General features: G+C 60.4%; 22 protein-coding genes. 13 read left to right on the top strand and 9 right to left on the bottom strand.

Annotation, left to right across the window (positions count from 1 at the left end):
• Nucleotides 1-36: 36 nt before the first annotated feature.
• From rplS to leuC, 6 genes are all read left to right on the top strand, one after another.
• Entirely contained in the window at nucleotides 37-600 is a 564-nt protein-coding gene (gene rplS, locus DTW90_RS13180; RefSeq protein WP_149338825.1) for a 50S ribosomal protein L19, read from the top strand.
• A 145-nt stretch (nucleotides 601-745) separates the two neighbouring features.
• Nucleotides 746-1,543: a basic amino acid ABC transporter substrate-binding protein gene (locus tag DTW90_RS13175; protein WP_149338823.1), complete on the top strand. Its 798-nt coding sequence runs from the start codon at nucleotides 746-748 to the stop codon at nucleotides 1,541-1,543.
• Nucleotides 1,544-1,577: 34 nt separating this feature from the next.
• Nucleotides 1,578-2,396 carry an amino acid ABC transporter permease gene (locus tag DTW90_RS13170; RefSeq protein ID WP_149338821.1) on the top strand — a complete coding sequence of 273 codons (819 nt, stop codon included), beginning with the start codon at nucleotides 1,578-1,580 and terminating at the stop codon, nucleotides 2,394-2,396.
• 79 nt (nucleotides 2,397-2,475) lie between these two features.
• Nucleotides 2,476-2,841, top strand: a complete 366-nt coding sequence (locus DTW90_RS13165) for a hypothetical protein (protein ID WP_149338819.1) — start codon at nucleotides 2,476-2,478, stop codon at nucleotides 2,839-2,841.
• Nucleotides 2,838-3,194, top strand: a complete 357-nt coding sequence (locus DTW90_RS13160; RefSeq protein WP_132522161.1) for a hypothetical protein — start codon at nucleotides 2,838-2,840, stop codon at nucleotides 3,192-3,194. Before DTW90_RS13165 ends, DTW90_RS13160 begins: the two co-directional genes overlap by 4 nt.
• A 295-nt stretch (nucleotides 3,195-3,489) precedes the next feature.
• A complete protein-coding gene (leuC, locus tag DTW90_RS13150) occupies nucleotides 3,490-4,899 on the top strand; it encodes a 3-isopropylmalate dehydratase large subunit (protein WP_149338818.1) in 1,410 nt (469 codons plus the stop codon).
• Nucleotides 4,900-5,094: 195 nt separating this feature from the next.
• On the opposite strand, the gene DTW90_RS13145 is transcribed toward leuC, so the two are convergent.
• Together DTW90_RS13145 and DTW90_RS13140 are read right to left on the bottom strand one after the other, a co-directional pair.
• Nucleotides 5,095-5,925 carry an aldo/keto reductase gene (locus tag DTW90_RS13145; protein WP_149338816.1) on the bottom strand — a complete coding sequence of 277 codons (831 nt, stop codon included), beginning with the start codon at nucleotides 5,923-5,925 and terminating at the stop codon, nucleotides 5,095-5,097.
• Between the two features lie 153 nt (nucleotides 5,926-6,078).
• Nucleotides 6,079-6,600, bottom strand: coding sequence for a L,D-transpeptidase (locus DTW90_RS13140; protein ID WP_188079947.1), 522 nt, complete (start codon nucleotides 6,598-6,600; stop codon nucleotides 6,079-6,081).
• A gap of 176 nt (nucleotides 6,601-6,776) precedes the next feature.
• Here DTW90_RS13140 and DTW90_RS13135 point away from each other — a divergent pair, with 176 nt between their 5' ends.
• Together DTW90_RS13135 and DTW90_RS13130 are read left to right on the top strand one after the other, a co-directional pair.
• Nucleotides 6,777-7,460, top strand: a complete 684-nt coding sequence (locus DTW90_RS13135) for a response regulator transcription factor (protein ID WP_132522151.1) — start codon at nucleotides 6,777-6,779, stop codon at nucleotides 7,458-7,460.
• 15 nt (nucleotides 7,461-7,475) lie between these two features.
• The gene (locus DTW90_RS13130) at nucleotides 7,476-7,931 is read left to right on the top strand and encodes a cyclic nucleotide-binding domain-containing protein (protein ID WP_132522149.1); all 456 of its coding nucleotides are present in this window, start codon (nucleotides 7,476-7,478) and stop codon (nucleotides 7,929-7,931) included.
• A 9-nt stretch (nucleotides 7,932-7,940) separates the two neighbouring features.
• Here the strand turns inward: DTW90_RS13130 and DTW90_RS13125 are convergent, their stop codons facing one another.
• The 3 genes from DTW90_RS13125 to DTW90_RS13115 form a co-directional block, all read right to left on the bottom strand.
• Nucleotides 7,941-8,744: an exodeoxyribonuclease III gene (locus DTW90_RS13125; RefSeq protein ID WP_149338813.1), complete on the bottom strand. Its 804-nt coding sequence runs from the start codon at nucleotides 8,742-8,744 to the stop codon at nucleotides 7,941-7,943.
• 108 nt (nucleotides 8,745-8,852) lie between these two features.
• A complete protein-coding gene (locus tag DTW90_RS13120; protein ID WP_132522145.1) occupies nucleotides 8,853-9,488 on the bottom strand; it encodes an NrsF family protein in 636 nt (211 codons plus the stop codon).
• Nucleotides 9,485-10,042, bottom strand: a complete 558-nt coding sequence (locus tag DTW90_RS13115; RefSeq protein ID WP_149338811.1) for a sigma-70 family RNA polymerase sigma factor — start codon at nucleotides 10,040-10,042, stop codon at nucleotides 9,485-9,487. Before DTW90_RS13115 ends, DTW90_RS13120 begins: the two co-directional genes overlap by 4 nt.
• A gap of 229 nt (nucleotides 10,043-10,271) precedes the next feature.
• On the opposite strand from DTW90_RS13115, the gene DTW90_RS13110 reads away from it, so the two are divergent.
• From DTW90_RS13110 to DTW90_RS13090, 5 genes are all read left to right on the top strand, one after another.
• On the top strand, nucleotides 10,272-10,544 hold the full coding sequence (locus tag DTW90_RS13110) for a DUF2282 domain-containing protein (RefSeq protein ID WP_132522141.1): 273 nt from the start codon (nucleotides 10,272-10,274) through the stop codon (nucleotides 10,542-10,544).
• Between the two features lie 46 nt (nucleotides 10,545-10,590).
• A complete protein-coding gene (locus DTW90_RS13105) occupies nucleotides 10,591-10,869 on the top strand; it encodes a DUF2282 domain-containing protein (protein WP_132522139.1) in 279 nt (92 codons plus the stop codon).
• A 112-nt stretch (nucleotides 10,870-10,981) separates the two neighbouring features.
• Nucleotides 10,982-11,836 carry a DUF692 domain-containing protein gene (locus tag DTW90_RS13100; protein ID WP_132522137.1) on the top strand — a complete coding sequence of 285 codons (855 nt, stop codon included), beginning with the start codon at nucleotides 10,982-10,984 and terminating at the stop codon, nucleotides 11,834-11,836.
• A gap of 9 nt (nucleotides 11,837-11,845) precedes the next feature.
• Nucleotides 11,846-12,616: a DNA-binding domain-containing protein gene (locus DTW90_RS13095; protein WP_149338809.1), complete on the top strand. Its 771-nt coding sequence runs from the start codon at nucleotides 11,846-11,848 to the stop codon at nucleotides 12,614-12,616.
• 4 nt (nucleotides 12,617-12,620) lie between these two features.
• The gene (locus DTW90_RS13090) at nucleotides 12,621-13,121 is read left to right on the top strand and encodes a DoxX family protein (protein WP_188079937.1); all 501 of its coding nucleotides are present in this window, start codon (nucleotides 12,621-12,623) and stop codon (nucleotides 13,119-13,121) included.
• A gap of 80 nt (nucleotides 13,122-13,201) precedes the next feature.
• Here the strand turns inward: DTW90_RS13090 and DTW90_RS13085 are convergent, their stop codons facing one another.
• From DTW90_RS13085 to DTW90_RS13070, 4 genes are all read right to left on the bottom strand, one after another.
• Nucleotides 13,202-13,876: an outer membrane lipoprotein carrier protein LolA gene (locus DTW90_RS13085; RefSeq protein WP_132522133.1), complete on the bottom strand. Its 675-nt coding sequence runs from the start codon at nucleotides 13,874-13,876 to the stop codon at nucleotides 13,202-13,204.
• A 230-nt stretch (nucleotides 13,877-14,106) separates the two neighbouring features.
• Nucleotides 14,107-16,764 (bottom strand): DNA translocase FtsK, encoded by a 2,658-nt coding sequence (locus DTW90_RS13080; protein WP_132522131.1) that lies wholly within the window; start codon nucleotides 16,762-16,764, stop codon nucleotides 14,107-14,109.
• A 273-nt stretch (nucleotides 16,765-17,037) separates the two neighbouring features.
• Nucleotides 17,038-18,480 carry an ammonium transporter gene (locus DTW90_RS13075; RefSeq protein ID WP_132522129.1) on the bottom strand — a complete coding sequence of 481 codons (1,443 nt, stop codon included), beginning with the start codon at nucleotides 18,478-18,480 and terminating at the stop codon, nucleotides 17,038-17,040.
• A 24-nt stretch (nucleotides 18,481-18,504) separates the two neighbouring features.
• Nucleotides 18,505-18,855 (bottom strand): P-II family nitrogen regulator, encoded by a 351-nt coding sequence (locus DTW90_RS13070; protein ID WP_165927798.1) that lies wholly within the window; start codon nucleotides 18,853-18,855, stop codon nucleotides 18,505-18,507.
• Nucleotides 18,856-18,884 lie beyond the last annotated feature (29 nt).

The raw sequence follows: 18,884 nt of genomic DNA, 5'->3' as shown, positions 1-18,884 counted from the left end.
CTGGCTGTTTCAGAAGAACTTGAAAAGGTTAGACCGATGAACATCATTCAGCAGCTTGAGGCCGAACAGGTCGCCAAGATCGAAGCCAAGCGCACGCTTCCCGAATTCTCCCCGGGCGACACCGTCCGCGTCAACGTGAAGGTTACGGAAGGTTCCCGTACCCGCGTTCAGGCCTATGAAGGCGTCTGCATCGCTCGCTCCGGCGGCGGCCTGCAGGAAAACTTCACCGTCCGCAAGATCTCCTACGGCGAAGGCGTCGAGCGCGTATTCCCGGTTTACTCGCCGATGATCGAAAGCGTCGAAGTCGTTCGTCGCGGTAAGGTCCGTCGCGCCAAGCTCTACTACCTGCGCGACCGTCGCGGTAAGTCTGCCCGTATCGTTGAAGACACCGGCGTTCGCGCCCGCAAGCTCAACGACGCCGAGCGCGCCGCAGTTGCTGAAGAAAAGGCACGTATCGAAGCCGAGAAGGTTGCAGCAGCCCAGGCTCTCGCAGCCGAGAAGGCAGCAGCCGAAGCCGCAGAAGCGAAGGCAGCAGCTGAAGCTGCCGCTGCCAAGGCTGCCGAAGAGGCTGCTGCAGCAGCCGAGCCGGCCGCTGAATAAGCTTCGAAGCCAGCAAAAATCTTTGCTTGGGAAGGCGGCCGATGGGCCGCCTTTTCTGTTTTTGGCGCTTGCGCGGCGGCATTGATCTTGCCATTGCAATCGCAACTGTGACAGGTTTCTGACGCGCTCATTAGGGGAGATTTTCATGCTGTTCCGCCGCTTTGTTCTCGTAGGGCTTGCAGCCCTTGCTCTTACGCCAATCGCCACCTTTGCCGCCGATCTGCCAAATCTCAACGGCAAGACCGTCGTCGTCGTCACGGAAAATGCCTATCCGCCGCTGCAGTTCATCGACCCCAAGTCCGGCAAGCAGATCGGCTGGGAATATGATGCGATGAACGAGATCGCCAAGCGGCTGAATTTCAATGTCCAGTACCAGAACACCAGCTGGGATGCGATGATCCAGGCGGTTTCGGACGGCCAGTACAACATCGGCATGACCTGCATCACCATCAAGGACGACCGCAAGCAGAAGGTCGATTTCTCCGATCCCTACATGCGCTCCGAGCAGTTCATGCTGGTGCGCGGCGACGAGAAGCGTTTCACCGACGCCAAAACCTTCAGCGCTTTCAAGGATGGCCTGATCGGCGCGCAGCCGGGCACCACGCCTTTCTATACCGCCGTCTACGAAGTGCTTGACGGTAACGAGCAGAACCCGCGCATCAAGCTCTTCGAAACTTTCGGCGCGACCGTGCAGGCGTTGAAGACCGGCGACGTCGACGTGGTCCTGACGGATGGCACTGCCGGCAAAGGCTATGTCGACGCATCCAACGGCGGCCTGAAGCTGATCGGCGGCCCGCTCGGCTCCGAGGATTTCGGCTTCATCTTCCCGAAGGGTTCGGATCTCGTGGCGCCCGTCAATGCGGCTATCGCCTCGCTGAAGGCCGACGGCACATTCGACGCGCTGAACAAGAAGTGGTTCCTCGACTACAAGATGGGTCAGTGAGATCGATGTCGGTGCATGAAGCAGGTCCGCTCTGATGGCGCAACCATCGCAAGGCGGGCACCATATCAAGGGCGACTATCCCTGGTGGCTGGTCGCCCTTATTCTGTCGGCGCTCGGCATTGCCACCGTCATCGTGACCAGCGATCTCTACGCGCAGGTCTTCCGGACGGTCGTACAGGGCGCCTGGATCACGATCTTCGTGACGCTCGTCGCTTTTGCGCTGGCAACGGCGCTCGGTCTCGGGATCGCGCTTCTGGGTCTCTCTGACAACGTCGTGCTTCGCCAGATCGCGCGCTTCTATATCGAGGTGATCCGCGGCATCCCGATGCTCGTGCTGCTGTTCTACGTCGCCTTCGTCGGCGCACCGGCGATCGTGGCGCTATACAACTGGGTGACGGCGCCTCTTGCCGCGAAGGGCTGGACGCAGCCTATGCTGGTGCGGGACCTGTCCCTGATGTGGCGGGCGATCATCGCGCTGATGATCGGCTATGCCTCCTTCATCGCCGAAATCTTCCGCGCCGGCTTCCAATCGGTTGACCAGGGGCAGATCGAGGCTTCCAAGGCACTCGGCCTATCCCGTTTCAACCGCTTTCGCTTCGTCGTCTTTCCGCAAGCGATCCGGGTCATCTTCCCACCGCTCTCCAACGATTTCGTCTCCATGGTGAAGGACAGCTCGCTGGTCTCAGTGCTCGGCGTCGCCGACATCACGCAGATGGGCAAGGTCTATGCGTCAGGCTCATTTCGCTTTTTTGAAACCTATTCGATCGTTACCTACATCTATCTTCTCCTGACGATCGGGCTGTCGCTTCTGTTGCGGCAGTTTGAGCGGCGGACGAAACTGCCGCGAAAATGAAGACATCAAGCGAAAATGTCCTATTGCTTTCGGCCTCTGCGCCTTTTTAAGTTGAATAAAATGCGCATGGAGTTGTGGAATGGGATCGGGCGCAGGTCGAATTTTGGCTGCCGCGGGTATTTTGATCAGTTTATGGCCGGCTGCCGCCAGGCCGGCTGAGCTTCCCGTTTTCCAGGGCTATTGCGAAGAGATGTCGCAGCGAGCGCTAAATCCTGCTCAGGGCTTCCTCGCTTACATCCAATGCACGACTCAAGAAAATCGCGCGAAAGCGCAACTGGCGCGGCACTGGTCATTGGCGACGGACAGCGACATGAAGATCTGCTCGAAATATAAAGGTACGAAGAATGAAATTCGCTCTTACCTTGATCTGATGGGTTGCGTAGCCAGATTGGTCGGGCAGCGATGCTATTCCGGCGAAGTGAGCTGCGGCGGAATACCTCTATGATGACCCCGCTGGCGAGAATCCTGACTTCTGCGGTGGCGATCACCGTATTTTCGGTTTCGGTTTCCAACGCAGGGTATGGCGCGACCTTGCCGAACTATACCGACGCTTTCTGCCGTCGCCTCACGTCGAAGATGCTTGATCCCGACGAGAAGAGGATCGAGACCAACGGTTGCCTGCAAGATGAGGCAAAGGCGCAGAAGCGGCTGACGGATCATTGGTCGATTACGACCGATGCGGCTCTTGCTCGTTGCCAGATCACAAGCAGCAACTCTTACAGAGTACTCGAGGGTTGCCTCTCTCAAGATGCCGGATGGAGATGCTTTCGCGGTGAGCTCGATTGCCAGTGGAATTGAGTAGAAGGATTCCTATTTATTTCGGAGAGACTGGCGATTACGGCACGCCAAGCAGAGCACAAGGTCGTTGTTGCCGTTCTTTCGAAAAATTGGTAAGAGCACCGATCATGGAATCGAAGTTCAGATGCATCGGCGGGGGAACTTTCGTGCTGCAGGACCATAAGCGCCTGCCGGCCCGTTTCTTTGCGATGATTTCGGGTGCGCTCAACAGCCGACTTAGCTGATCACTCCCGAGGCCGGCGGGCCTATCCGCCATTTTTCCCATTTTTCAGACAGCCAATATGGATGATTAGCCATGAGCGCACCGCGTACCCTCTATGACAAGATCTGGGACGACCATCTGGTCGATCAACAGGATGACGGCACCTGTCTTCTCTATATCGACCGTCACCTCGTTCACGAAGTGACGTCGCCGCAGGCCTTCGAAGGCCTGCGCATGTCGGGCCGCAAGGTCCATGCGCCGCAGAAGACGCTTGCCGTCGTCGACCATAACGTTCCGACCTCGGCCGACCGCCATCTCGGCATCAAGAACGAGGAAAGCCGGATCCAGGTCGAGACGCTGGCGCACAATGCCGCCGAATTCGGCGTCGAATATTACTCGGAGAGCGACAAGCGCCAGGGCATCGTCCACATCATCGGGCCGGAGCAGGGCTTTACCCTGCCGGGCATGACGATCGTCTGCGGCGACAGCCACACTTCGACGCATGGCGCCTTCGGCTCGCTGGCACACGGCATCGGCACGTCTGAAGTGGAGCACGTCCTGGCGACCCAGACGCTGATCCAGAAGAAGGCGAAGAACATGCTGGTGCAGGTCGACGGCCAGCTGCCGCCCGGCGTCACCGCCAAGGACATCGTACTCGCCATCATCGGCGAAATCGGCACGGCCGGCGGCACCGGCTACGTCATCGAATATGCCGGCGAAGCCATTCGCTCGCTTTCGATGGAAGGCCGCATGACGATCTGCAACATGTCGATCGAAGGCGGCGCCCGCGCCGGCCTGATCGCCCCTGATGAGACGACCTTCGAATATATCAAGGGCAAGCCGCGTTCGCCCAAGGGCGAAGCGCTGGAGCAGGCGATTTCCTACTGGAAGACGCTGAAGACCGACGAAGGCGCTCATTATGATCGCGTCGTCACGCTCAACGCTGCCGAACTGCCGCCGATCGTATCCTGGGGCTCCTCGCCGGAAGACGTCATCTCGGTTCAGGGCATCGTTCCGAATCCGGACGAGATCCAGGACGAAACCAAGCGCACCTCCAAGTGGCGTGCGCTCGACTATATGGGCCTGAAGCCGGGCACGAAGATCACCGACATCGCCGTCGATCGCGTCTTCATCGGCTCATGCACCAACGGTCGTATCGAAGACCTGCGGGCTGCCGCCAAGGTCGTCGAGGGCAAGACGGTTGCCTCGACCGTCGACGCCATGATCGTTCCGGGCTCCGGCCTAGTCAAGGAGCAGGCGGAAGCCGAAGGCCTCGACAAGATCTTCAAGGCAGCCGGTTTCGACTGGCGCGAGCCGGGCTGTTCCATGTGCCTTGCCATGAACGACGACCGCCTGAAGCCGGGCGAGCGCTGCGCCTCGACCTCGAACCGCAATTTCGAGGGCCGCCAAGGCTTCAAGGGCCGCACCCATCTGGTCTCGCCGGCCATGGCTGCAGCAGCGGCGATTGCGGGTCACTTTGTTGACATTCGTGAGTGGAAGTGAGTGATTGAAACGGTGTCCCCTTCTCCCCTTGGGGAGAAGGTGGCCCGAAGGGCCGGATGAGGGGTTCTCGAACGCTGCATCCGGCGTTTAAATTCGCGCGGCCAAAATCCCATTCGCCGCTTGCGCTCTGGGAACCCCTCATCTGCCTGCCGGCATCTTCTCCCCAAGGGGAGAAGACACGCGCGGCTCCGCTCCTCAAAAAGTTGCCGTATACGGATCCGGCCCCATGCGAGCGCCGGCCGAATCTAGCTTGGCAATCGCAGCCATGTCGTCGGCGTCGAGCTTGAAATCGAAGACCTGGAAATTCTCCTCGATGCGCGAGGGTGTGATCGACTTGGGGATGACGACGAGGCCGGTGTCGATGTGCCAGCGGATGATGACCTGGGCCGGTGTCTTGCCGTGCTTTTTGGCAATATCGCCGATAACGGCGTTCGAGATGAATTTGCCCTGGCCGAGCGGGCTCCAGGATTCCGTGACGATCTTGAGCTTCTTGTGGGCTTCTTGTGCCGTCTTCTGCTGGAAGTCGGGGTGAAGCTCGATCTGGTTGATGACGGGTACGACGCCGGTGTCGCCGATGATGTGGTCGAGATGATCCGGATAGAAGTTGGAGACGCCGATCGACTTCGCCCTTCCTTCTTCCTTGATGCGCACGAAGGCTTTCCAGGTCTCGCGGTAGAGACCACGATGCGGCGACGGCCAGTGGATGAGATAGAGGTCGACATAATCCATGCCGAGCTTCTTCAGGCTGCCGTCGAAAGCGCGCAGCGTGCTGTCGTAGCCCTGGTCGGGATTGCGCAGCTTCGTCGTGATGAAAATATCGCCGCGAGCGATGCCGGATGCGCGCACGCCTTCGCCCACGCCCTGCTCGTTGTCGTAGCCGGAGGCGGTGTCGATATGGCGATAGCCTGATGCAATCGCCGCCTTAACGGTGGGGGCGGCGATATCTTGCGGGGTCTGCCAGACACCCAGGCCAACCTGCGGGATCGTGTTGCCGTCGTGGAACGTGATGGAAGATTGCTCGGTCACAATATTTCTCCGAATGACTGATATGCAATGAAATGCTGGTGGTCCGAAGGTTTGAGGCTCCGGCACGTGCCTGCGGGCGAGGGCTGCCCGCCTTGTTATATAGGCGCCGTACCGGATTTATTACCTTAGTCGATCAAGAGGCGCGATCCATTCTCAAATTACCCTGACGAGATCTCCCTTGCGCATGTGGCGGATCAGCCGCTTCATGTCGGGGAGGCTGACCGCGATGCAGCCCGCCGTCGGCTCAAAACAGGGGCGGATGAGATGGAAGAAGATCGCGGAGCCGCGGTTGCGGCAGCGCGAGCTGACGTTCCAGTCGAGCACGAGGCAGATGTCGTAAAGGCCGTCGCTGCGCATCATCTCCTCATGGCTGGGGTTGAAGGGCGCCTTGACTGGTCTGTTGTAATTTGCGTCATCAGGCTGATCGCACCAGAGCATGTTTTCGGCGGTCCGTTTCATCGGCAGCGGCGTCTCAAGGAAGCGGATCCGGTCGCCACGGGTGAAGCCGTACAGCAGCTTCATCGCGGCAATCGGGGTTGCTCCGTCGCCCTCGCGCTTGATCACTGTCCGACCCGAGCGGCCGATCGCTGCCGGCACGGTCAGTTGACCGAATTGCACGATTGCGCGGTTGCCGTGGCCGGGTGCCTTGCGCACCATGATCGTCCGCGGCCCTATCTTTAAGCCCCGCCTTGTTTTTTCCATTTTTCTCACATGTTTTTGCTTTGCCTGTGATTTGTTTTGAAATCATAGCAGTTTCAATCGGGTGCCAAAGGCACAACCTTGGCCCGGCTTGTCAAAAGCGCAATTTGGCGTAGGACTGAGTAGATAGAACCCACGAGGATCAGAACCGCATGACCGCACGCACCATTCTGCTGGTGGATGATGATAACGACCTGCGCGAGATGCTGGTCGAGCAATTGTCGCTTTATGAAGAGTTCTCCGTCCTGCAGGAAGCAACCGCCGGCAAGGGTGTCCAGGCAGCACGCGCGACCCCCGTCGACCTGCTGATCATGGATGTCGGCTTGCCCGATATGGATGGCCGCGAAGCAGTGAAACTGCTGCGCAAGAACGGTTTCAAGGCACCCATCATCATGCTGACCGGCCACGACACCGATTCCGACACGATTCTCGGCCTGGAGGCCGGAGCGAACGATTACGTCACCAAGCCCTTCCGTTTCGCCGTGCTTCTGGCGCGTATTCGCGCGCAGCTGCGCCAGCATGAGCAGAGCGAGGATGCGACCTTCACCGTCGGTCCCTATCTCTTCAAGCCCAGCCAGAAGCTGCTGACGACGGATGACGGCCAGAAGATCAGGCTCACCGAGAAGGAAGCGGCGATCATCCGCTATCTCTATCGCGCCGATCAGAAGGTGGTTACCCGCGACGTGCTTCTGGAGGAAGTCTGGGGCTATAATTCCGGCGTCACCACGCACACGCTGGAAACCCATGTTTACCGTCTGCGCCAGAAGATCGAGCGCGATCCGTCGAATGCCGAAATCCTCGTCACTGAGAATGGCGGCTACAAGATCATTCCGTAAGCAGAAGCATTTACAATGGCGTTGATCGATGACATCCGGCTGCTGGAGCGCGTGCCCCTGTTTCAAGGCATGGGCGAGGAGCCGCTGCGCCTGATCGCCTTCGGCGCCGACCGGCGGCAGATCGGGGCCGGGCATGCGCTGTTTCGCGAGAAATCACCGGCCGAATGCGCCTATGTGGTGACGCGCGGCAGTTTCGAGCTTTCGACGGTGGCAAAGGACGGCACGTCCAAGGTGGAGGCAGTCGCCGGTGCCGGCACGCTGCTGTCGGAACTTGCCCTGGTGACGCTTGTGGAGCGCAAGTTCACGGCGGTGGCTGCGGAGGATTCGGATGTCATCCGCATCACCCGGTCGCTGTTTCATCGCCTGATCGAAGAGTATCCCGAAGCGGCGCAGCTGATCGAGAACCGCATTCGCGAAAATATCGCCAACATGGCGCGCCAGGCGGCCGCCATGCTGCATCGGTTCTCTTAGGTCCGGATATCAGAGATTGAAGTGCGCGATCACGGGCACGTGGTCGGAGGGGCGATCCCAGCCGCGCGCTGCCTTCAGGATATCGATCCGCTGCAAGAGCGGCCCGAGATCGGATGACGACCAGATATGATCCAGGCGGCGGCCCTTGTCGGCGGCTTCCCAATCCTTGGCGCGGTAGCTCCACCAGGTATAGAGCTTTTCGCTCGCAGGAACGTGCTGGCGCATCAGGTCCAGCCATGAACCGCGCTTCATGACGTCGATCAGTCCGTCGGTTTCAACAGGCGTGTGGCTGACGATCTTCAGAAGCTGCTTGTGCGACCAGACATCGTGTTCCAGCGGCGCGATGTTGAGATCGCCGACGAGAATGGCTGAGGTGTTCGGCTCGGCATTGGCGTGCAGCCGCTTCATCTCTTCGATGAAATCAAGCTTGTGGCCGAATTTCGGATTGATCGCGCGATCCGGCTCGTCACCGCCTGCCGGCACATAGAAATTGTGCAGCCGGATGCGCCGTCCGCCGCGCTCGAAGATTGCTGAGATATGCCGAGCATCGCCGACGCCGCAGTAGTCCTGCCGGTGATCCTCGGTCAGCGGGATGCGCGAGGCGATCGCGACGCCGTGGTAGCCTTTCTGGCCATGGATGATGATATGTTCGTAGCCCATGGCCCGAAGCGGCGACAGCGGAAACAGATCGTTCGGAACCTTGGTTTCCTGCAGGCAGAGGATATCCGGCCGATGCTGCATGACAAGCTGCTGGACGATCGGCATTCTCAGCCGGACCGAGTTGATATTCCACGTCGCTATCGAAAAGCTCATATGCCGAGGCCCCTTATCCCAACCCGACAAGGGGTTTAGACCGGGACGCCGGCAAAGAAAATGGAGATGTTGAAATTATCCTTTGGTCCGGCGGCTATTCCACTGCCGTCACCAGCGAAGAAGGCGGCGGCCGAGGAAATAGCCCACTGTCGTGACGATCGTTATCGCCAGCGTGTACCAGGTACCGAGGAAAAGCGGGCTGTCATCCGGGCAGTGCCAAGCGTAAATCGCGGCCGCAATGCCGCCCGCTGCAAGGCCGGCGACGGCGCCCGCAAGGCCGGGCTTCTCGGGCGCTCCTTCTCTCAGGGCCAATAGAAAGCCGGCTAAAGGTGCGATCGAGAGAATGGGGATAAACATGACGCAGAAGGCGGCATATCTGCCTACTAGGCGGGTTTGCCAGCTTCCCGACGGAATGACGGTGATTTCGGCGATGACGGCGGCCAACAGCAAAACAAGGGGAAGCAGCAGCGACCAGCTTCTGAGCTTCAGCGGCGCGGCCGGCCGGCCGATCTGGAAGACGAGGCGTCCGGCGACAACGGCGAGGATGAAGGTTTCGCTGACCTTGAACAGAACGCGTACCGTCTCGATCGCGCTTCCCATGTCGCGGCGGATGCCGATCGTCGAGAGTAGGATGACCACCGACAGGACGACACCGATCAGCAGCGCATAGCTCAGCGCGCGGCCGAGGCGCATGCGCACCGGCGCATCTTCCGTCAAAAGGCTGATCAGATCATCGGTCTTCACTCGTTTTCACTCCGGTACAAGGTGGCCAGCGACTTCAACGCGCGATGAAGTGCGACACGAACCGCACCCTCCGTCATCTTAAGCCTCTCGGCCGTTTCGCGCACGCCCGCTCCCTGGATGGAAATGGAGCGGACGATATCGCGCTGCGGGTCTCCCAGTCTCTGCAACAGGTTTTCGGCATCGAGCCGATCCAGATTGTCGGTCTGCTCTTCCGCCTCCAATATATTCACCACATCCTCGATCGGCACATTCACATGCCGGCCGCGGCGTCGCAGGCTGTCGATGAGCTTGTTGCGCACGATCGTCGACAGCCATGGTCCGATCGGGCGTCCGGGATCCCAGGTCCCGCGCTTCAGATGAACGGCAAGCAGCACTTCCTGGACGACGTCCTCGGCCTCGCTCATCGGTGCGCCGAATTGATCGCATCGTCGGCGGGCCATGGAACGCAGGTGCGGCGTCACGGCGGACAGAAAACGGCTATAGGCCTGGGTGTCGCCCGCCATTGCGGCACGCATCCAGTCCGCCCATTCCTTTTCACGCGCCGAATAATTCACCCGACATTATCCTCTACGAACGGGCACACGCTTTTGTTACCGATAGTCCCAAATTAATTTCCGGAACGTTGAAAACCCTTGGCCGCCAAGCCTTTTCTCCTGTGATTGCGAGAACGACAAGGCAATTTGCAGAAAAAAATGCGTGAGCCGCTGTAACACCGTCTCCGATGCCTCCGTAGACCCCAATGCAAGCCGATGACGGCTCGCCTTTGTAAACGGAGACAGATCCATGAAAAACAGCATCATTACCCTCGCAATCGCCGGTTCGCTGGCCTCTGCGCTTGCTTCCGTCGCTGTTCCCGCTTCGGCAGCCGACAGCTCCGCCAAGGAAAAGTGCTACGGCGTTGCCATGAAGGGCCAGAACGACTGCGCCGCCGGCAAGCATGATTGCGCCGGCAAGTCGACCATGAGCTACGACAAGATGTCCTTCAAGCTCGTTCCGACCGGCACCTGCATGTCGATCAAGACCCCGAAGGGTCACGGCTCGCTGACCCCGGCCTGATCTGCAGCCCCATCGCCCCCGAACCATTTATTATCCGGAGTTTGTCATGACAAAAGTTCCCGCAGTTGCCCTCGCAGCCTCCGTTGCTGCTGCACTCACGCTGCTCGGCAGCGTTCCGGCTTCCGCCGCGCCGAAGGAAAAGTGCTACGGCGTCGCCCTCAAGGGCGATAACGATTGCGCCGCCGGACCGGGCACCACCTGCGCCGGTACCGCGAAGGTCGACTACCAGCAGAATTCCTGGAAGCTCGTACCGGGCGGAACCTGCGAAACGACGAAGACGCCGAACGGCCACGGAACCCTTACCCAAGGACCGGCTCCCGTCTGATCCGCTTTCCTCCGATTACGGCCTCTGCTCAAGGCCAGATCTGAAATCCGCAAAGACGGGCGGCGCCGTTTCGGCCGCGCCGCCGTCCCTCGAGCACCGAAGGAGATTGGTCATGAAATCATCCCAGCTTCCCCGCCGCGCCGGGGTGGGCTTCAAGCCCGAACATTTCCCCAACATCAATGCCGCGCCGCAGCCGGTCGGCTTTTTCGAGGTGCATGCCGAGAACTACATGGGTGCCGGCGGTCCGCCGCACGCCCGGCTCGGCAAGCTGCGCGAAGACTATGCGCTGTCGATCCACGGCGTCGGTCTCTCGATCGGCTCGATGCAGCCACTCGACAAGGACCATCTCGCTCGCCTGAAGGTCGTTTGCGACCGCTACGAGCCTGAAAGCTTTTCCGAGCATCTCGCCTGGTCGACACATGACACTCTATTCCTGAACGATCTGCTACCGCTTCCATATACCGAGGCGACGCTTGCCCGTGTCTGCGAGCATATCGACGAGGTCCAGACGCTGCTGTGCCGTCAGATGCTGCTCGAAAATCCGGCCACGTATCTTCTCTTCGAGGAGAGCACCATCGACGAAACGGATTTCCTGGCGGAAGCTGTTCGGCGCACCGGCTGCGGCCTGCTGCTCGACGTCAACAATGTCTTCGTCGCTTCGACCAATCACCGGATGGATCCGCGAGACTATCTCTCTCGCTTCCCGGTGCAGTCGGTCCGCGAGATACATCTGAGCGGCCATTCGGAAACGGTCGACGACGCAGGCGCAACGCTTTTGATCGACAGCCACGACACGCCGGTCAAGGATCCGGTCTGGGCGCTCTATGAAGAGCTGATTGCCCGAACTGGCCCGATCGCAAGCCTCGTCGAATGGGACAATGACGTTCCCGAGTGGCCGATACTACGCGCAGAAACGGAAGCGGCCAACGCCATCCTCGAACGCGCTGCCAAGCGCCACGCCGCGTGAGGATCAGCGATGTCCGTTGCTACCCAGACAAATTTTGCGGCTGCCCTGATGGATGTGGGCAGCTCTGTTCCTGACGGGCTGACTGCCTGGAACGGACCGCGCCCCGAGCGCCGGTTCGGCGTTTATCGCAACAATGTCGCCGTCGGGCTGATGGGCGCCATCGCGTCGCGTTTCCCGATGGCCGAGAAGATCGTCGGCAAGGAGTTCTTTGCTGGAATGGCGCATGAATTCATTCGCCTGCACCCGCCGCGCTCGCCGCTGCTTCTTGCCTATGGCAACGATTTCGCCGATTTCGTCGAGACTTTCGAGCCGGCGCGCGAAGTCGCCTATCTGCCCGATGTGATCCGGCTCGAGGCTGCGCGCAGTCGTGCCTATCATGCCGTCGACGCCACGCCTCTCGACATGGCACTCCTTGCCGCGGTCGAGCCCGAGCGGCTGGCAGGCCTGCGGTTCGACATGCATCCGTCCATCACCATTTTTCGCTCGATGTACCCGGCTTTGACCATCTGGGCGATGAATGCCGGTGAGACGGAGCTGGCCCCCGTCGAAGATTGGATGGGCGAAGATGCGCTTGTCGTCCGGCCCTTCATGATCGTGGAGGTGCTTCGCCTGCCGCCCGGCGGAGCCGCTTTCCTTCAGTCGCTCGAATCAGGATCGGACCTTGCTGCCGCCGTTGAAGCCGCGACCACTGAGGCTGCCGATTTCGACCTTTCCGCCAACCTTGCCGGCGCCCTTCAAGCCGGCGCCTTCGCTTCCATTCGCCAGGAACCACTGGAGTAGCCCCATGAAGAACGAGATTATGATGTCGCCTACAGCGCCGATGGCTGGGCAGAGCATGCCGCAGAAGCTCTACGGCATGCTCAGATTGCTCGACCGGATTCCGCATGATCTGATCGCGCTGATTTCGCGCCTGTCGATCAGCGCCGTCTTCTGGCAGTCAGGCCAGACCAAAGTCGACGGCTGGCATGTCACGGACAATGCGGTCTATCTGTTCGAGACCGAATACAAGCTTCCCTTCATCGATCCCTGGATCGCTGCGCATATTTCCGCTTTCGCGGAGCATTTCTTTCCGCTGCTTTTGGTGCTTGGTTTTGCCAGCCGGCTTTCGGCGCTCGCGCTGCTCGGCATGACCCTCGTCATCGAGATCTTCGTTTATCCCGACGCCTGGCCGACGCATGGCACCTGGGCCGTATGCTTCCTGGTCATCATCGCAGGCGGCCCGGGCCGGGTGTCGATCGATCATTTCATCGCAAGGCATTTTGGACGGATAGCGGGCGGTCGCTGATCGAAACAGGGACCGATAATGATTGAAGCCCGCTTCGGATGAGGCGGGCTTCAATCTATAAAGATCTATTGGAACGGCGCTTATCGGCTGCGCGAATTCAGGTCGCCATAGGGAATGCGAAAGACGCTTTCGTCGAACGAGACGTTGGACTTGACGTTGTTGATGACAACTGACGTGTCCTTGCCCTGATTGTCCGTCACCGTCCACTGGCGCAGATCGTAGCTCTTGGAATCGAACATCATCGTGATCGTCGAATCGCCGAAGATGGTGCGGCTGCCGAGTACGATCGTTGTAAGCGCCGGCTCCGCCTTGACGCTCCGAACCATGTCCGCCGAAAGATCGATCTTGCTTGCGAGCAGGAGGCTGAGCGGCGTTTTCGACAGCGGATAGGTATCCCAGGTCTTCAGCTGGACATTGCCGACAACGACGTTGCTGCCGTCGGCTATCACACGCATCGGCGAGGGGCTATCATAGTTGAAACGCAGCTTGCCGGGACGCTCGATGAAGAACTTGCCGCTCGTCTGGTCTCCGCGCGGTCCGAACTGGACGAACTCGCCCTGCATCGTTTTCACGGCGGAAAAGTGATCGGCGATCGCCTGCGCCAGCCCGGGGCTGACGGCGGCGGCTGCGGACGCCTGGGCAAATGCATGAAGGGGAAGGGTCGCCACGACAATGGATGCGCCCAGCAAATGGCGGCGCGTCATCGTTAGGCTCTTCGAGAAGCCTGCTGCGTGGCGGGCATCGGTCTTTTTCATTAGAGTCTCCTTTATGCACTTCCCATGGCGCCGAATCCCGGCGTCTTCATGGCGCGCCATTACCCCAGATATAGGGCGTCTTGTGACGATGCCGAGATATGCGGGGGTCCATGACGCGCAATTTCGGTTTCTAGAGCGTTTTCGCTTTTCTTCGAATCGCAAAACCGCTCCATCTTTTGGTTTCACGCAATTCCGAACGCAAAACCGCAAGCACTTTTGCTGGAATTGCTCTAGCGGTCGAGAATGTCCGATTCCGTCGGCACGAGGATTTCGCGTTTTCCGGCATGGTTGGCCGGGCCGATCAGACCTTCCTGCTCCATGCGCTCGATCAGCGATGCGGCCCTGTTATAGCCGATGCCGAGACGGCGCTGGATGTAGGAGGTCGAGGCCTTTCCATCGCGCAGTACGATCGCCACGGCCTGGTCGTAAGGGTCTTCCGAATCCGACAGGGTGGCGGTGCCGGCGGGTCCGCCGCCTTCGTCGTCATCGTCGTCATCCGCCGTGATGGCATCGAGATATTGCGGCGAGCCCTGCGTCTTCAGATAGGAGACGATGTCCTCGACCTCGCCATCGGCGACGAAGGGGCCATGGACGCGCTGGATGCGTCCGCCGCCGGCCATATAGAGCATGTCGCCCATGCCGAGTAGCTGCTCGGCGCCCTGTTCGCCAAGGATGGTGCGGCTGTCGATCTTCGACGTCACCTGGAAGGAGATGCGGGTCGGGAAGTTGGCCTTGATCGTGCCTGTTATAACGTCGACCGAGGGGCGCTGGGTTGCCATGATGACGTGGATGCCGGCCGCACGGGCCATCTGTGCCAGGCGCTGAACCGCACCTTCGATATCCTTGCCGGCGACCATCATCAGGTCGGCCATTTCGTCGATAATGACGACGATATAGGGCATGGGCTTCAGGTCAAACTCTTCCGTCTCGTAGAGCGCCTCGCCGGTATTGCGGTCGAAGCCGACCTGCACTGTGCGGGAAATCGCCTCGCCCCTGGCAAGGGCCTGTTCGACGCGGGTGTTGAAGCCGTCGATGTTGCGCACACCGATCTTCGACATCTTCTTGTAGCGCTCTTCCATCTCGCGCACGGTCCATTTCAGCGCGACGACGGCCTTCTTCGGATCGGTGACGACGGGCGAGAGCAGGTGCGGGATGCCGTCATAGACGGAAAGCTCCAGCATCTTTGGGTCGATCATGATCAGGCGGCACTGCTCCGGCGTCATCCGGTAGAGCAGCGACAGGATCATCGTGTTGATCGCGACCGACTTACCGGAACCGGTCGTACCGGCGACCAGCAAATGCGGCATCTTGGCGAGATCGGCAACAACAGGCTCACCGCCGATAGTCTTGCCGAGCGCCATGGCGAGCTTCGCTTTGGAATTCTCGAAATCGCGGGAAGCAATCATTTCGCGCAGATAGACGGTCTCGCGAGTGGCATTCGGCAGCTCGATGCCGATCGCGTTGCGGCCTGGGACCACGGCGACGCGGGCGGCGATCGCGCTCATGGAGCGGGCGATATCGTCGGCAAGACCGATGACGCGGGAGGACTTGATGCCGGGCGCCGGTTCCAGCTCGTAGAGCGTCACGACCGGGCCGGGGCGGACGTGGATGATTTCGCCGCGAACGCCGAAATCTTCCAGCACGCCTTCCAGCATGCGGGCATTCTGCTCGAGCGCGTCCGCCGAAAGCGTCGAATCGCGGACGATCGTCTTCGGCTCGGCCAACAGATGGACCGCCGGCAGCTGGAACCCCTGGGGACGGATAAAGGATGTCTGCGCTTCGCGTTCGGCCCGGATTCCCGGCTTCGGTCGTGGCGCTGCCGGGATAACTCGATGGCCGGCATGGGGATCCGGAGGGCCCTTGCCGGGCGCCGGGCTGATTGCCCACTCGTCATCGTCATCGGGCAAAATATCTGCCGGGCGGGGCGGATCCCGATCGAAAGGCGGATCGTCATCCTCGTCTTCGTCGTCGAGGCTGATCGAAGGGGCCGAAACGACGCGGCGAGACGGGCCATCCATCGACGGCTCCATGCGTTCGCCGCGGGAAATCGGCGCCTTGGCGCGTACCGGCTCGTTCAGGGTGCCGAATTCGTCGTCGTTGAAGTCGTAAGGGGCATCGAAGGCATGGTCACGACGCTTGCGCGGGCCCATGCCGAAGACGCGACGCATCCGTGCCTGCATATTGTACCAGGAATGCATGAGCGCGCCGAAGGCGAGGAAGCCGCCGCCATCTTCCTCATCATCCTCGTCGCCGACTGTGCGGGCACGGCTGGGCAGATCGTCGAAATCCTCGTCCTCATCCTCTTCCGGCTCTGTCCGGCCGACGATGCCGGCGGCAAACAACATGAGCCAGGCGGTCGGCACGGCAAAGATGCAGCCGAGGATGGTTGCGAAAATACCGCTCGGATAGGCGCCGACGAAGAGCGCGGGAAACCGGAGGATCATGTCGCCGATCACGCCGCCGATACCGTTCGGGATCGGCCATGTCAGCGGCGCAGGGAAGCAACCGACGCAGGCAGCCGAGACGACCGTACCCAATCCCCAGGCGCCTAGGCGCGCCGGAATGCGATAGATTCTGCGGCCGGAGATGAGAGCAAGCGCCCAGGCAACGATGGGCAGCATGGCGATCACGCTTGCAAGGCCCAGTGCTTGCATCACGATATCTGCGAAGGCGGCGCCGCTGCGGCCGAGGATATTCGTCGGCGCGTTGCTGGTTGCGTAGGAGTAGCTCGGGTCCATCACGTTCCACGTTGCCAGCGCGGCTACCGCCAGCGCCAGCAGGAAGAACATGGCAAAACCGGCAAGGCCGGTAACCTGCCGCCAAACGAATGCCGAGAGCGAGAAGCGGTCGGGACGACCGCCCATCGCTACCGAATTTCCTCTGCTCATATTGTCCAGCCCGCCTAAAGTCGAAGGAACGCGAATCGGCGAATGCCGATCGCCTGATACGTCAGCTCTACCTAATCAGAGGAGGGTTAATGGCATGTTAACCATCCAATCCCGCTTGCTGCGGCGTGGAAAAAATGGCGTTTGCTGAAGGTGTGGACAATAAAAAAGGCCCGAACCTTTGGGAGTTCGGGCCAAAAGCGGCTTATCTTCATAAGACCGCGACGGGAGGTTCAGCGAGGCCGGGGTCGTTGCCCCGGCATCGCAAGCTCTCAATTAGGAAGCGTGGTAAGCGGCTTCGCCATGCGAGGCGAGGTCGAGGCCTTCGCGCTCGGCTTCGACAGGCACGCGCAGGCCGACGATGACGTCGACGACCTTGTAGAGGATCGCCGAACCAATACCCGACCACAGAAGCGTGGTCAGAACACCCTTGGCTTGGGCGAGGAGCTGGGTCGCGGTGCCCGGGTAGCTGGCTGCGAAGTCAGCCGTCGAATAGTCGACGATGCCGGTGCCGTTAAGGGCAGGATTGACCAGGATGCCGGTTGCCAGAGCGCCGAAGATACCACCGATGCAGTGTACGCCGAAGACGTCGAGGCTGTCGTCGTAGTTGAACTTGTTCTTCACGACATCGACGAAGAAGTAGCAGATCGGCGAGACGAGCAGACCGAGGACGATGGAGCCCATCGGACCGGCGAAGCCGGCAGCCGGGGTAACGGCGACGAGACCAGCGACGGCGCCCGAAGCAGCACCCAGCATCGAAGCCTTGCCGCGGGTGAAGGTTTCGACGATGCACCAGGAAACGGCTGCTGCTGCCGTGGCAACGAAGGTGTTGATCATTGCGAGCGAAGCGTAGCTGTTGGCTTCCAGGTTGGAACCAGCGTTGAAGCCGAACCAGCCGACCCAGAGCAGCGATGCGCCGACCATGGTGAGCGTCATCGAGTGAGGAGCCATGATCTCCTTCTTATAGCCGGTGCGCTTGCCGAGCATGATCGCGCCAACCAGACCGGCAATGCCGGCGTTGATGTGAACGACCGTGCCGCCTGCGAAGTCGATCGCGCCGAAGCCGAAGACCATGCCCGACGGAGCCGTATAGGCGCTCGGACCACCCCAGAACCAGACCATGTGAGCGATCGGGAAGTAGATGAAGGTGACCCACAGGATAACGAACAGCATGACTGCCGAGAACTTCATGCGCTCGGCGAAAGCGCCGACGATCAGGCCGGGCGTGATGGCGGCAAAGGTCATCTGGAAGCAGACATAGGTCAGTTCCGGAATGCCGACGCCCTTGGTGAAGGTCTCGACGAGATCCTTCGGATCGGTGCCGACGCCTGCCAGGAAGGCCTTTGAGAAGCCGCCGACGAACATGTTCATCGAGCCGCCGTCCGTGAAGGCGAGCGAGTAGCCATAGACGCACCAGATGATCATCACGACAGCCGTGATCATGAAGACCTGCATGAGAACGGACAGCATGTTCTTGGCGCGAACAAGGCCGCCGTAGAACAGGGCAAGGCCGGGAACGGTCATGAGGAGAACGAGGACGGTGGAGACCAACATCCAGGTGTTGTCACCCTTGTCCATGGTAATGGCCGGTGCTGCTGCCGCGGCGGCCGGTGCAGCGGCTGGAGCCGCCTGCTGCGCGAGCGCGATCGCCGGCGCAAGGAGAGCTGCGGAAACCGCGCTCACCCGAGCAAGAGTGGAAGAAAGCTTAGGAAATGACATGCAAATAACTCCCTGATGGCCGTATTACAGCGCTTCTGAATCGGTTTCGCCCGTACGGATGCGCACGGCATGGTCAATCGAGTAGACGAAAATCTTCCCGTCGCCGATCTGCCCGGTCTTGGCAGAGGACGCGATGGCTTCGACCGCCTTGTCGACAGTTTCGGAGGCGACTGCGACTTCGATCTTGAGCTTCGGCAGGAAGCTGACCGCATATTCGGTGCCGCGATAGATTTCGGTATGCCCCTTCTGGCGTCCGTAGCCCTTCACTTCGGTCACGGTCAGGCCCTGAATGCCGACAGCGGTGAGGGCTTCGCGGACCTCATCCAGCTTGAACGGCTTGATAATGGCCATCACAATTTTCATCTGGTTTCCCATCCTTTGTTTATCCTCGGCGCGGAGCCGAC

The organism is Neorhizobium sp. P12A, from assembly GCF_008365395.1.
Classification (GTDB): domain Bacteria; phylum Pseudomonadota; class Alphaproteobacteria; order Rhizobiales; family Rhizobiaceae; genus Rhizobium.
This window is presented reverse-complemented; position numbering and strand designations above follow the sequence as displayed.

Bases quoted from the DNA above. Each gene is read 5' to 3' on its own strand.
- rplS (WP_149338825.1), top strand. From the start codon at position 37: ATGAACATCATTCAGCAGCTTGAGGCCGAACAGGTCGCCAAGATCGAA.
- DTW90_RS13175 (WP_149338823.1), top strand. From the start codon at position 746: ATGCTGTTCCGCCGCTTTGTTCTCGTAGGGCTTGCAGCCCTTGCTCTT.
- DTW90_RS13170 (WP_149338821.1), top strand. From the start codon at position 1,578: ATGGCGCAACCATCGCAAGGCGGGCACCATATCAAGGGCGACTATCCC.
- DTW90_RS13165 (WP_149338819.1), top strand. From the start codon at position 2,476: ATGGGATCGGGCGCAGGTCGAATTTTGGCTGCCGCGGGTATTTTGATC.
- DTW90_RS13160 (WP_132522161.1), top strand. From the start codon at position 2,838: ATGATGACCCCGCTGGCGAGAATCCTGACTTCTGCGGTGGCGATCACC.
- leuC (WP_149338818.1), top strand. From the start codon at position 3,490: ATGAGCGCACCGCGTACCCTCTATGACAAGATCTGGGACGACCATCTG.
- DTW90_RS13135 (WP_132522151.1), top strand. From the start codon at position 6,777: ATGACCGCACGCACCATTCTGCTGGTGGATGATGATAACGACCTGCGC.
- DTW90_RS13130 (WP_132522149.1), top strand. From the start codon at position 7,476: ATGGCGTTGATCGATGACATCCGGCTGCTGGAGCGCGTGCCCCTGTTT.
- DTW90_RS13125 (WP_149338813.1), bottom strand. From the start codon at position 8,744: ATGAGCTTTTCGATAGCGACGTGGAATATCAACTCGGTCCGGCTGAGA.
- DTW90_RS13110 (WP_132522141.1), top strand. From the start codon at position 10,272: ATGAAAAACAGCATCATTACCCTCGCAATCGCCGGTTCGCTGGCCTCT.
- DTW90_RS13105 (WP_132522139.1), top strand. From the start codon at position 10,591: ATGACAAAAGTTCCCGCAGTTGCCCTCGCAGCCTCCGTTGCTGCTGCA.
- DTW90_RS13100 (WP_132522137.1), top strand. From the start codon at position 10,982: ATGAAATCATCCCAGCTTCCCCGCCGCGCCGGGGTGGGCTTCAAGCCC.
- DTW90_RS13095 (WP_149338809.1), top strand. From the start codon at position 11,846: ATGTCCGTTGCTACCCAGACAAATTTTGCGGCTGCCCTGATGGATGTG.
- DTW90_RS13090 (WP_188079937.1), top strand. From the start codon at position 12,621: ATGAAGAACGAGATTATGATGTCGCCTACAGCGCCGATGGCTGGGCAG.
- DTW90_RS13085 (WP_132522133.1), bottom strand. From the start codon at position 13,876: ATGAAAAAGACCGATGCCCGCCACGCAGCAGGCTTCTCGAAGAGCCTA.
- DTW90_RS13080 (WP_132522131.1), bottom strand. From the start codon at position 16,764: ATGAGCAGAGGAAATTCGGTAGCGATGGGCGGTCGTCCCGACCGCTTC.
- DTW90_RS13075 (WP_132522129.1), bottom strand. From the start codon at position 18,480: ATGTCATTTCCTAAGCTTTCTTCCACTCTTGCTCGGGTGAGCGCGGTT.
- DTW90_RS13070 (WP_165927798.1), bottom strand. From the start codon at position 18,855: ATGGGAAACCAGATGAAAATTGTGATGGCCATTATCAAGCCGTTCAAG.